11 protein-coding genes and 1 pseudogene are annotated in these 11726 nt (G+C 41.9%); 7 read left to right on the forward strand and 5 right to left on the reverse strand.

Annotated elements, in window-relative coordinates; all coding sequences use genetic code 11:
- The first annotated feature begins 12 nt into the window (after positions 1 to 12).
- The gene (locus tag EWV60_RS11315) at positions 13 to 2430 is read left to right on the forward strand and encodes a formylglycine-generating enzyme family protein (protein ID WP_287232314.1); all 2418 of its coding nucleotides are present in this window, start codon (positions 13 to 15) and stop codon (positions 2428 to 2430) included.
- An 81-nt stretch (positions 2431 to 2511) separates the two neighbouring features.
- On the opposite strand, the gene EWV60_RS11320 is transcribed toward EWV60_RS11315, so the two are convergent.
- Positions 2512 to 2721: a hypothetical protein gene (locus tag EWV60_RS11320; protein WP_287232316.1), complete on the reverse strand. Its 210-nt coding sequence runs from the start codon at positions 2719 to 2721 to the stop codon at positions 2512 to 2514.
- Positions 2722 to 2967: 246 nt separating this feature from the next.
- Between EWV60_RS11320 and EWV60_RS11325 the strand changes: the two genes are divergently transcribed.
- Positions 2968 to 3432, forward strand: coding sequence for an SRPBCC family protein (locus tag EWV60_RS11325; RefSeq protein ID WP_002736419.1), 465 nt, complete (start codon positions 2968 to 2970; stop codon positions 3430 to 3432).
- Positions 3433 to 3505: 73 nt separating this feature from the next.
- On the opposite strand, the gene EWV60_RS11330 is transcribed toward EWV60_RS11325, so the two are convergent.
- Positions 3506 to 3709 carry a ssl0294 family protein gene (locus tag EWV60_RS11330; protein WP_002778572.1) on the reverse strand — a complete coding sequence of 68 codons (204 nt, stop codon included), beginning with the start codon at positions 3707 to 3709 and terminating at the stop codon, positions 3506 to 3508.
- A gap of 70 nt (positions 3710 to 3779) precedes the next feature.
- Here EWV60_RS11330 and EWV60_RS11335 point away from each other — a divergent pair, with 70 nt between their 5' ends.
- The 4 genes from EWV60_RS11335 (at position 3780) to EWV60_RS11350 (ending at position 6446) form a co-directional block, all read left to right on the forward strand.
- Complete coding sequence (locus EWV60_RS11335; RefSeq protein WP_287232318.1) at positions 3780 to 4295, forward strand: DUF1499 domain-containing protein; 516 nt, start codon at positions 3780 to 3782, stop codon at positions 4293 to 4295.
- Between the two features lie 264 nt (positions 4296 to 4559).
- Positions 4560 to 5057, forward strand: coding sequence for a DUF427 domain-containing protein (locus EWV60_RS11340; RefSeq protein ID WP_002735494.1), 498 nt, complete (start codon positions 4560 to 4562; stop codon positions 5055 to 5057).
- A 167-nt stretch (positions 5058 to 5224) separates the two neighbouring features.
- Positions 5225 to 6106: a 4-hydroxybenzoate solanesyltransferase gene (locus EWV60_RS11345; RefSeq protein ID WP_287232320.1), complete on the forward strand. Its 882-nt coding sequence runs from the start codon at positions 5225 to 5227 to the stop codon at positions 6104 to 6106.
- A gap of 100 nt (positions 6107 to 6206) precedes the next feature.
- Positions 6207 to 6446, forward strand: coding sequence for a DUF6737 family protein (locus tag EWV60_RS11350; RefSeq protein WP_046662186.1), 240 nt, complete (start codon positions 6207 to 6209; stop codon positions 6444 to 6446).
- Here the strand turns inward: EWV60_RS11350 and EWV60_RS11355 are convergent.
- The 3 genes from EWV60_RS11355 to hemF form a co-directional block, all read right to left on the reverse strand.
- Positions 6411 to 8711, reverse strand: a complete 2301-nt coding sequence (locus tag EWV60_RS11355; RefSeq protein WP_287232322.1) for an ATP-dependent helicase — start codon at positions 8709 to 8711, stop codon at positions 6411 to 6413. The two genes, EWV60_RS11350 and EWV60_RS11355, sit on opposite strands and share 36 nt — an antisense overlap.
- Positions 8712 to 8790: 79 nt before the next feature.
- A complete protein-coding gene (gene tilS / locus EWV60_RS11360; RefSeq protein ID WP_287232324.1) occupies positions 8791 to 9765 on the reverse strand; it encodes a tRNA lysidine(34) synthetase TilS in 975 nt (324 codons plus the stop codon).
- Between the two features lie 185 nt (positions 9766 to 9950).
- Positions 9951 to 10973, reverse strand: coding sequence for an oxygen-dependent coproporphyrinogen oxidase (gene hemF, locus EWV60_RS11365; RefSeq protein ID WP_004159040.1), 1023 nt, complete (start codon positions 10971 to 10973; stop codon positions 9951 to 9953).
- 182 nt (positions 10974 to 11155) lie between these two features.
- Here hemF and EWV60_RS11370 point away from each other — a divergent pair.
- Positions 11156 to 11614, forward strand: a pseudogene (locus EWV60_RS11370) (metallophosphoesterase family protein); the annotation flags it as partial.
- Positions 11615 to 11726 lie beyond the last annotated feature (112 nt).

Raw genomic sequence — 11726 nt, forward strand, 5'->3', positions numbered from 1 at the left:
GAATTTTAAAATATGCCCTTAGATAAGATAGCTGCTGATGCCTTAATTTATGCCGGTGGTGCAGCTTTTAGTGCGCTGGTATCGAGTGGAAATAATGCTTGGTCAGCATCAGAAAATCGTAAATCTTCTGAAAGTATCAGTCGGCTAAATCGGGATTCTTCCGAAGAAATTGCTCGATTAAGTAGAAAGCATTCCGCAGAATTGCAATATAATCAATTAAAATTTTCCGTATTGCAACAAAGAGAAAATCAAGAATTTCAAAGAGAATTAGCTGAACTTAACCACGAAAGAGCGAAGGAAATTGAGGCTTTTCGGGCGCAGGTTAACTTTGCGATTAATCAAAAAAATCTGGATTTTCAAAAATGGCGTTTTGAGCAGGAAAAGAAGATTCAGTATGATATTTTGCAGTTACAGCAAGATTTTCAGCGTGATTTGACCAAAATTCAGCATCAAAATGCTTTAATACAAATGCGGGAAAGGCTTAGGGAAGATAAATCGCCTATCGCCAATTTAGCATCTGATTTACTGGAAAATTCTTTCGCTCATGGCATAATGCCTTTAAAAGTGCTACTTGCACCCCCTAGCTTAGATTACGATCCCAGTTCAGGCAAACCCTATCAAGCTAGTTATGAAGGGTTTTTGTCTAAGGAAATTGAGCAATTTCTTCATCAGGGTTATTTGAATAGTAAGCAATATCCTGTCCAGTTATTAGATAAAGCTTGGGAATCCAATAAACGGGGCGGGGGGTCGGCTCTGCAAGCGCTTCATGCACAATTAAAAAGTATTCCTATTTTAGTTTTAGAGTCTGAAATTCCCTTGGGGGAACTCAATTTTCGTGCGGGTTATTGGTCGGGGGGCGATGTTTCTTACACACAAGCGACGATTTTATCTGGTCAATCTGTTGCTGATTTACTGAATAATTCAGCGAAAAAAAGGGCTTTGGAGTGGGAAGTGACTCGCCAGAAGTTACAAGCTCTGGGTAAGGATGAAGCTTATATTAAAAATATGGGCGGAGTGAACGAAGAAAATTTACAAATTTTCTACAGAGAATTGGCAGAAAAAGAAGAGTTAGAAAAGCATGGCATTGATACTTCTAACTTGCCAATCGGCAAAGAGTATAAAATCACCGACCAAGATTACAAGAGTTTTTATGAGTATTTGGCAGTATGGCACTGTTTAGTCATTGGACTTTATGCGGATATTCTCTTTTTAGGAAATTCTTGGGAAAATACACCTTTGTTACCGAGCTTGATTCCCTATTTGTTGGAAAAGTACAAGAATCATTCTTTTTTAACGTCGGAGTTTTGGCAGATGGGAATTTCAACCGTGGTCAAAGCTTACGGGCAATTTTACGATACTTTAAAATCGGATGCTCCCTCTTGTTTGCCTGAAATCCGCATGAAGTTGGCGTTATCTTTGGCTAATTTACCGAGTGAGTATCAGTATTTGGCTTTAGAGCAGGGTAATAAGGCGTTTTCCGATTGGTTACGGGCTAATGATGCCCCATCGGACAAGATTTTTGATCTGGATAATGACGCTGATTGTCAGCTTTTGAAACGGATCATTTATCAAGAAGATAAGCCGTTTTTAGAGTCTTTGAAGTTGCTACTAGAGAAGGTTAAAGATGCGGACGGGATTAATGCTAGTCAAAGCGCGGGGATTAATAGTCTTTTGGCAGGTTGGCAATTATTGAATCGTTTTGGTAATATTCCCCACTTACCGGCGCTGGGGGAGCCGATGGTTGTGGAGGAGAAGTTAAGATCTAGTATGCCTAATATTACGGAGAATTTTACAGAAGTTTTACGCAACAGAATTGAATTAGAAATGATTGCGATCCCCCCAGGTGATTTTATTTTGTTTGGCGATAAACCCACTGTTGTTAAACTAAAGGGGTTTTGGATGAGTAAGTACCCGATTACTCAGGCTCAATATGAGTCTATTATGTTTTACAACCCTTCTTATTTTAGAGGAGATAGTAATCATCCAGTAGAACAAGTTACATGGGATAATGCTCAGGAATTTTGCGGTAAATTGTCAGAGAAAACAGGAAAGAGCTATCAACTGCCTAGTGAAGTGCAATGGGTTTATGCTCTTAACGGAGAAAGCACTACTAATGATATGTATAATATTGTTTATGAATGGTGTCAAGATAATTATTCGGATGGAAATAGATATCTTTTTGAGCCTAAACCTAAAAATATTAGTCCGTTCAGTTCACCTAATCCTGATCCTGCCTATCCCACTGATGGTTCAGCATTTATTGAGCCAAGCAATGTTTTTATTTTAAGGCGTTTTAATTGTTCAATTAATCATTCACATAGGGGGCATTGTAGTCGGGATTTTTTAATTTTTATCGGCAAAAATAATAGATTGCACAGACATGATTATATGACAAGGCAAATAGGTTTTCGTGTTGTTTGTGTTCCATAGAATTTATCACGGCTTCCATACTTGTGAGTTAATCCGCAAGCGCCGAATCGAAGCTCGACGGGCCGAGATTGCTACTAACGCTCAGGAAGTGTTTAGGGTTTGCTGAAAAAGTAGGGGCGAAGCATTCGGATAGAAAATCTCCGGTTTCACCGATAGGTTACTGCCCGAATGCTTCGCCCCTACAGGGCGCGGGCCGATGAAGACGCGATGACTAGACGCTTTGTTCTCGATACCAATGTTATTATCAGTTAATATCGAGAGATTACGCCAACGTTTTCGAGAGTTGCTCAAGCTAGTGAAAAAGTGAGCTTGCAGTTATCTTAATGGTGAGGTAGGAAGTTTTCGTTTTGGGGAGTCGATCGCCGGTCGTCCATAGCAAATTAGGTTACACTTCATCTTGATGAGAAAGGCTATAAACAAGACTATGTTAAGAAATGTAACCAAGGCCGAAACCCTTACTGTTGCCTTGTCTGCACAGTTAACTTTATTTTTGTCCGACTACCGATAATTCTCAGCCAGTAATTTATAAGCAGATCAATGTCATCTTGTCAAGTATTTGAACAATCAATTCAGATTAAAGCTAGTGCCACGACGGTGGAGCGTTGTATCACGGATTTAGAGTTAATGCGTCGTTGGTTGAATCCGGTGTTAGTTTGTGAACCTATCGGCGATTGGAAGACCGATATCGGTGGGAGAAGTCGTTTTTTGATTCAAATTCCCCTAATTCAGCCAACGCTGAAAAGTACGGTGATTGAGAGGGAACCGGGATTAATTGTCTGGCAATTTGAAGGCTTTTTTCGCGGTTGCGATCGCTGGGAATGTCAACCCAATGATGACGGCACTTGTTTAATCAATCGTTTTGAGTTTGCGATTCCTAATCCGGTTGTGGGGTGGGGATTCCAGCAATTCGCCGCCAAATGGACTAAAAAGGATATGGAAGCGCAATTAAGAAGATTAAAACGAGTAGCTGAGGAAATTTATCTACTTTCAGCAACAAGTTAAGCTGATGGGGTGGTAAGCGGGGGGTTTTGGGGATGGGAGAATACCCTCACCCCCAACAGCGAACCCCTGATTCCTAATCGATCGAGATCGACTGGGGACTGTTGCCGTTATCCTGATTATTGTCGTTAAAACTGACTAATCCCTGCTCTTCTAACCATTTTTTGAGGGGATCGTCCGAAAGTTTCAAGCGCAGTAATCCAGAGGCAAAACCACCGAAAAAAGCGATCGGTTGTTGAATCAGTTCTTTAACAACGGGTTGTAATTCATCGAGAAACATCTTATTCTATCTCCTGATATTGTCACACCTATCAATGTTAAGTTAATTGAAGTGATTCTGTAAGACTAGCATGACTGAAACTTCTGACACGGTGAAAAAATCTTTCCGGCTAACCCCGTTTATTTTTCTAGGAATACTGCTCATTTGGCTAGGAATTAGGTTAATCGCTCCCGATAGCGTCAGTTTATTCGCCAGTAATCGTCCCGATTATTTGGGAGTCAGGGAAGGTAAACTGGCCCCTTGTCCGGTCACTCCTAATTGTGTTAGTAGTCAGAGTCAGGATCAGGCTCATGCGATCGAACCCCTTAGTTATCAGGGTAGCGGTGAAAAAGCGATCGAGCAATTAGCTAAAATTATCGCCTCCCAACCGAGAACTAAAATTATTAACCAAGATAGTAACTATCTCTACGCCGAATTTAGCAGTCAATGGATGGGATTTGTCGATGATGTGGAATTTTCTCTCAATCCTAGCAAAAATGCGATCGATGTTCGCTCGGCCTCCCGGTTAGGAGAATCGGATTTAAATGTCAATCGAGAACGAGTGGAAACCCTGAGAAAACTCTTTTCAGTGATCAGTAAACAGTAAACAGTGAAAAGTAATCGGGTGCATCTCAATTTTGTAGAAATATCTATACTACATTTGGGCGCACGCGATGCGCCCCTACCATTGGTGCGATAATATTATTATTGTAGGGGCGAATTGCATTCGCCCTCTTTAAATGACTTCTGCTGCTCACCTATATGTCAGAGAAAGTCACCAATAGGAGATGCACCCAATCAGTAATCAGTAATCAGTAAACGGTGAAATGACTCAGAGAATACTGACTCGGAGAATAATATAAGAAAAATTATGTTTCGTCCCCAACCGATACCAGCAAAAGCAGGACAGGAATCCGTCTGGGATTATCCTCGTCCCCCGCGCCTAGAATTATCGCCTAAACACCTAAAAATTATCTTTAATGGGGTGATAATTGCCGATACTAAAAGCAGTTATCGAGTTCTAGAAACCAGTCATCCTCCAGTTTATTATCTACCGCCCCAAGATATTAAAATGGAATACCTGCAAGCCACAGCAGAAAAGTCTTTTTGTGAGTGGAAAGGTCTAGCGGGATATTACAATATCACCGTTGGGGATCAACAGGCAATTAACGTCGCTTGGTATTATCCGGATCCAACACCAGAGTTTCAAGCAATTAAGAATTATCTGGCTTTTTATCCCGCCAAAATGAGCGCTTGTTATGCCGATGGGGAATTAGTACAACCGCAGCCTGGCAACTTTTACGGGGGATGGATAACCTCCGATGTGGTTGGTCCATTTAAAGGCGTTCCCAATAGTTGGGGCTGGTAATCACGTTAAGTAAGTAGTCGTGCAAAATTAACTTCTTGGTTAGGAAAGGCAAAAGGCAAAAGGCAAAAGGCAGCTACTGGCCAAAATTAATTAATTTTCTCCCCAAAACCCCACACCCCACACCCCACATCCCCTTAACTCCTAGTTTCTACTTTTTACGAGAAATTATGACTATATCCCAACCCGATCTAGAACCCACTTGGATGACGATTATTCGCCTCTTGCGCTGGGATAAACCCGCCGGTAGGTTAATTTTGATGATTCCCGCTTTATGGGCGGTATTTTTGGCGGCAGACGGGGTGCCACCGCTACCCTTGATCGGGGTGATCGTTTTGGGAACTTTGGCCACTAGCGCCGCCGGCTGTGTGGTTAACGATCTTTGGGATCGGGATATCGATCCACAAGTCGATCGCACTCGTAACCGTCCTTTAGCGGCCAGAGCTTTATCGATCAAGGTTGGTTTGATTATCGCTCTAATTGCTTTCTTTTGTGCCGCAATTTTAGCTTTATATCTCAATTTCCTGAGTTTTTGCCTATGTGTGGCCGCCGTTCCCTTGATTATCTGCTATCCTCTCGCCAAGCGTTTTTTTCCTGTACCCCAATTGGTTCTTTCTCTCGCTTGGGGTTTTGCGGTTTTAATCTGTTGGAGTGCCGTCACTGGGTCGTTAAATAGTAATACATTTATATTATGGGGAGCGGTGATTTTTTGGACATTGGCATTTGATACAATTTATGCTCTGTCCGATCGAGAGGATGATCTCAAGGTTGGTATTAACTCTAGTGCCATATTTTTCGGCAAATACGCCCCGGAAGCCGTGGGGGTCTTTTTTGCCATAACAGTAGGTTTATTGGCTTGGGAGGGGCAAAAAATGCAGTTATCAGCCTTTTTTTGGCTAGGGTTGGTTCTAGCGGCGATTGCTTGGTTGCGTCAATACTGGTTGTTACGTCAATCGGATTTACCCAAACCAGTTTATGGTCAAATGTTCGGTCAAAATGTTTGGGTCGGTTTTATTTTATTAGCGGCTATGATTGGGGGAAGTTATTTTTAAATAAGTAAATCGAGTAATTTTTGACTCTTTCGGTCTTCCCAAGCGTTTTTTAAGCTCGATCACTATAAAATCAAGTTAGTAAATTACCGATCCTTAACCAATGTCTAACTCGAAATCTAGTAGCGTTTGGGACCACAAACCCCGTTGGTGTCAACCTTGGTCGATTTTATTGACAGGAATTACCCTAATTGCTGGGTGTTGGTTTTTAACTCAGCGTCTCTGGTTAACCCTACTCCTATCTATTCCTATACTCCTCTGGTGGTTTGTCTTCCTAATTCTTTATCCGCGGACGATGCAGCAACAGTTAAACACAGAAAGAATCGGGGAAAGCATTGATTAAAACAGGAAAGACAGGACAGGGATTTTTATCCTGTAATTGACTACTTTCATCTCCGCGAAAAGTGTTCCAACGGAAGGGAGCTTTTTTTTCACTCGACATCCATAAAAGTCTTTTTGCTCGCGTCATCGCTACATACAAAAGTCGGTATTCTTCAGCTTTTTTAAGTTGTCCAGCTTCTAACCAAGCGCTTAAAGGTGGGGGAATAATTGGTATGCTGTCGGGGTTTAAATAGCGTTGATGAACCGCTGCTCGAATTTGCGCTCGTGCCACTTCTGCGAGGGTAAAATCTCCCAAAAATTTCGCCCCATTGGGTACCCAAGGTTTGCCAGGAATAATATCTTCATGAAGAAAGGGAATAAAAACATAATCCCAGTCTAAACCCTTGGCTTTGTGCATAGTAATAATCGTCAGTTGTCCGGGACGAGTATAACAATCATCGTTATCTTCTTCCACTCCTTCAAAGCGCTCAGAGGCGATAATTTCATTAAGGGTGTTAATTGTATTTTTGAGAGAACTATTACCAGCAGTTTCCTGATAAATACGGGCAGTTAATTTTTGCAAAGTGGCTAATTCTGACCCCGAATATTGGAGAGTCATAGCGAAAAAAGACAGGAGTTGATAATGGGGTAATTCTAATCTAGCTTTTAGTAAACTGCAACAATAACGACGGGCGATTTTTTCGTTAGATTTCAGTTCAGGATCGAGGGGAGTGGGATAGAGAAACTGTTCGGGATAGGTAACTAAAGGATTTAAGTCTTGGGCAGTAATTAAACCCCTCAACTGTAGCACTTCTAAGGCCGCTTTGAGATAATCGGGAGAGTGGGGACGTTCGACAAAAGCCAATAGTTTCAGCATTTCGGCGGGAATTTGGGAAAAGCGCTCGATCTCATTAGCTTCAAAAATTCTGATTTGATAACTTTTATAAAAATGGGCAAATTTTTGAGCAAAAAAGTGTCCTTGTCGATTTTCTCTAACGAGGATAGCGGCATTATGTTGAGGATTTTCTTGGAGTAATTTAACTAGACGTTTTTCAATTAATTCTACTGTTTGATAAATATCATCGGGTTGATAAATTTCTAATCCTTTTCCCTCCTTAACTGGATTAGGTTGGGGATCTTCAGCGCTGACGGGAAGAATCGCTTGAACCCGAAAAGGAGCCTCGGTAACTTTATGATTATCTTTTCCCTGTTTCCAATCTCGATCGACCCATTGTAAAACTAAATTAGCAGCTTCAATAATTTTAGTATTGCTGCGACCTGCTTGGTTCATAGTCGATAAATTGCCTTCGCTTTGACAACTTTCACAAAACCAATTAAAGTAAACAGGATCGGCGGGGGTAAAGGTAGAATTAATGGCTTGATTGGGATCGCCGACGCGAATTAAATTAGGTATTTCCTCGTCATTATTTTTTGCTAAAATAGTAATTAGTTTTTCTTGGAGAGGACTAGAATCCTGTGCCTCATCTTCAAAAACTCCAAAGACAGATTTTTGCCATTGTCGGCGAATTTTTTCTTCCTCTAATACTCGCAAGGCTCCTAAAATCATGTCATCATAATCTATATAGTTTTTCTGACGCATCAGGATTTCATACTGTTGGTACAAACCACTAGCAATAGCGAGAATTTGATAATTATCGTCGCTATAGTGGCTTAATTCCCAGACTTGCTGCGGTGATAATCCCGAACTTTTTAGCTCATGAATGGCCGCATAAGCAAGACTAGGTAAAATTTCGGTTCTCAGCACCGATTGACGGCGTAATCTTTCTGTTTCTTCCCCATCAAATTCTACTCCTTCTAATAACTTTTGATAACGAATTGGGTCAGCAATTAGCCATTTTTCCACCGAGTTTCTAATAATTCTGTGGCTAGGAGTCGGAATAACTAAGGTAGAAGATTCGAGGTCTAATCCCGATAATTCGGGATAACGACGGGCCAATTGTAGGGCCAGTCCATGCAGAGTTTGAACGCTGAACCCTTGGGCAGAAAGTTGTAAATCTTGCAAGCGTTGTTTAATTTTAGCTTTAATACTAGCGGCAGCCGAGCGCGTGTAGGTGACAATAATTAACTGTTTTTTAGCATGAAGTTGCTCACGAGCAATAACCATGGCAGCAGCTACGGCCAAACTGTGGGATTTTCCTGCCCCCGGCACCGCAGAAATGGCCATTTTTCCCCCTTGCCAATCGGCTAATTCCTGTTGTCCGGCTCGCAGTTGTTGCCGGAGATTTACCAGTAAATTTTCTCGATTAATTACTTTAGTTTCGCTCATTATGCCCCGCCAATTTTATTTTTAGTTTAATTGTATTACTATTAACACTGTCCACTTAAAACTGTAATCTGATAACTGATCACTGATAACTGATATGTAGCCAATTTTGTTGTACTTCTACCTGAATTTTGCCGGTTAAGGAAGAAGTGGCATCGCGATTAACACCAGTAATGAGATTAACCACTGACTCAACTTCGGCAAAATTAGGGGATGAGGGTAAATATTGAGCTAAAAATAAACGAATCACTCGTCTTTGTATCGCTAGAGGTAGAATTTGTAAAGGGGAGCGATCGAGTCTTTGTTGATCTAGATCGATAACCTGACGAAAAATATCCCGGGCAATACTATCTAAATAATCGCTTTCTGCTTCCAAAATTTCAGCAGTTTGGGCGAGATGTTTTTCAATTTGGGGATTTAAATTAGTTTGCAGGTAGGGTAATAATTCCCGACGGATGCGATTGCGAGCATAGCGTAAATTTTCATTAGCTCGATCGTACCAGATCGGTAATTCTCGACTTTGACAAAAAGCGAAAGTTTCCCCGCGAGTGACATTTAAGAGGGGACGGACTAAAAAAATATCCGGGGTTAAACTTGTCCACCAAGTTAAGGCAGAAAGTCCATCACTACCCGCCCCGCGCGTGAGATTATAAAGAAAAGTTTCCGCTCGATCGCTCCTCGTGTGTGCCGTGAGAAGATAATTAAAACCCTGTTCTTGGGCGATTGTTTGTAAAGCTTGATAACGCCATTGTCGGGCCTTGGCTTCCGTTTCCGCCATGGGGGGTGCGGTGGTAATATAAACAGGTAATTGCCAAATTTCGGCGATTTTCCGCACATGAGCCACTAATCCTCGGTCGTAAGACCAACGGTGATCACAGTGAGCGATCGCTAGTTGCCAACCCCAACGAGAGCGCAAATCCAGCAATAATTGACCTAAACAGAGGGAATCCTGACCCGCCGACAATGCCACTAATAGAGACGCATTTTTAGGTAGTAATTGTCCCTTTTTGACTGTGGTTTCCAGACGAGTATGGAGAGGTGTCCAAAAATTAGCCAAAATTTTTAGATTTATTTACTTGACAAGGGTGTGGGAAGTATTTTCAGTGATCAGTAAACAGTGATCAGTAAACATTAAACAGCAAAAAGACAGTAGGAAACTGCTATTTAATACTGCTCACTTAATACATAATGCCCACTTAAAACTCAAATCTGATAACTGATAACTGATAACTGATAACTGATTTAACCTTGCCAATTAACCCAATCTTGTGGTTTTAGGAAGACATCATAGAGTTTTGCTTCTGGGGTGTTTGGTGCAGGTTGATAACAGTATTCCCAACGAACTAAAGGAGGTAAAGACATCAAAATTGATTCGGTACGACCGTTAGTTTGCAGTCCAAAAATTGTGCCACGATCATAAACTAAATTAAATTCTACATAACGACCGCGACGATAGAGTTGAAACTGACGTTCTCTGTCACCGTATTCCGTCGAGTGCCGTTTCTGGACAATGGGAACGTAAGCGGGTAGAAAAGCTCGGCCACAGTCATTAATGAAACTAAAAATTTCTTCCCAGTTGCGCGGTTGTTGGGGAGATAATTTTTCTGAATAGATAGCGGCATCACTTTCGGCAAAAGGACCGCGATAGAGAGGGTCTAAACCGTCTTGGTAATCAAAGAAAATCCCACCGATGCCTCTGGCTTCCTGACGATGATTGAGATAAAAATATTCATCACACCAGCGTTTAAAAACGGGATAATATTCGGGATGATGTTGGTCGCAAACCTGTTTAAAAGTGCGGTGAAAATGACTAGCATCTTCTTCAAAGCCATAGTAGGGAGTTAAATCGGCACCACCGCCAAACCACCAAACTGGACCGGCTTCAAAATAGCGATAATTGAGGTGAACCGTAGGAATATAAGGATTGCGAGGATGCAAAACCATCGAGGTTCCCGTGGCGTAAAATTGATGACCGGCAGCCTCGGGCCGTTGTTTGGCAATGCTAGGAGGTAATTCTTTCCCCCAAACTTCCGAAAAATTCACCCCTGCTTGTTCAAAAATTGCCCCTTCCCGCAAAACTCGCGAACGTCCGCCGCCACCTTCGGGCCGTTGCCAACTATCTTCGATAAATTTTGCTTGTCCATCCACTTCTTCTAATCCCCGACAAATTTCATCCTGTAGGGATTTCATAAATTCACTGACACGGCTACGGCTGTCACTGGCGGGCAAATTAGCAAGGGTGGGGGTTGTGGTGAATGCAGTCATACTCAAGGATCAAAGTTGATAACTCAGTGATTATATTACTACTAGGTGATGAAACGGACGCTCTTCGATACTTAACTTAACATTTAGAGGGATTGGCGGTGGGGAAGTGGGGAGCGCCGGAGCGCATATTAGAGTTAGTCCCGCTCCGGGGACAATAACACAGATACCCAACTTCTACCACCATGTCCTCCCGTCGAATCATCATCGGTGACGTTCACGGTCAATACGATGCTCTTTTGCAGCTAATGGAAGCAATCGCGCCTCAAGAAAAGGAAACGGTTTATTTCTTGGGCGATTTAATTGATCGTGGTCTTAATAGCGCCGAAGTGGTTGAATTTGTCCGTCAACACCGCTATGGTTGTCTATTAGGCAATCATGAACAGATGCTGCTAGAAGTATTGGGCAGCCAAGGAATGATGGGGGAAATGTTGCCGGCTTGGCTTTATAGTGGCGGTCATGCTACTCTCGTGAGCTATAACCACAAAATACCGCAAGATCACATCGATTGGCTGAAAACCTTGCCTCTTTACCTCGATTTAGGCGATATTTGGCTGGTTCATGCCGGTGTTTATCCCCATTTACCCCTAGAAGAACAAGATGCTACTCATTTTTGTTGGATCCGCGATGAATTCCACAGTATTGTAAAGTTTTGTAAAAAATATATGCAAATGACTGCAAACAACTGCTAATATGGTTAGTACAAGTTTACATTGCAGTTCACATGAAACTATCAGATTATGCTAAGAAAAAAGG

It is taken from the genome of Microcystis sp. Msp_OC_L_20101000_S702 (genome assembly GCF_007095705.1).
In the GTDB taxonomy this organism is placed as follows: domain Bacteria; phylum Cyanobacteriota; class Cyanobacteriia; order Cyanobacteriales; family Microcystaceae; genus Microcystis; species Microcystis ichthyoblabe_A.

Coding starts and splice junctions, on each gene's coding strand:
- EWV60_RS11355 (WP_287232322.1), bottom strand. CDS start 8,711: ATGAGCGAAACTAAAGTAATTAATCGAGAAAATTTACTGGTAAATCTC.
- EWV60_RS11340 (WP_002735494.1), top strand. CDS start 4,560: ATGTTTCGTCCCCAACCGATACCAGCAAAAGCAGGACAGGAATCCGTC.
- EWV60_RS11330 (WP_002778572.1), bottom strand. CDS start 3,709: ATGTTTCTCGATGAATTACAACCCGTTGTTAAAGAACTGATTCAACAA.
- EWV60_RS11315 (WP_287232314.1), top strand. CDS start 13: ATGCCCTTAGATAAGATAGCTGCTGATGCCTTAATTTATGCCGGTGGT.
- EWV60_RS11335 (WP_287232318.1), top strand. CDS start 3,780: ATGACTGAAACTTCTGACACGGTGAAAAAATCTTTCCGGCTAACCCCG.
- EWV60_RS11325 (WP_002736419.1), top strand. CDS start 2,968: ATGTCATCTTGTCAAGTATTTGAACAATCAATTCAGATTAAAGCTAGT.
- EWV60_RS11345 (WP_287232320.1), top strand. CDS start 5,225: ATGACTATATCCCAACCCGATCTAGAACCCACTTGGATGACGATTATT.
- EWV60_RS11350 (WP_046662186.1), top strand. CDS start 6,207: ATGTCTAACTCGAAATCTAGTAGCGTTTGGGACCACAAACCCCGTTGG.
- hemF (WP_004159040.1), bottom strand. CDS start 10,973: ATGACTGCATTCACCACAACCCCCACCCTTGCTAATTTGCCCGCCAGT.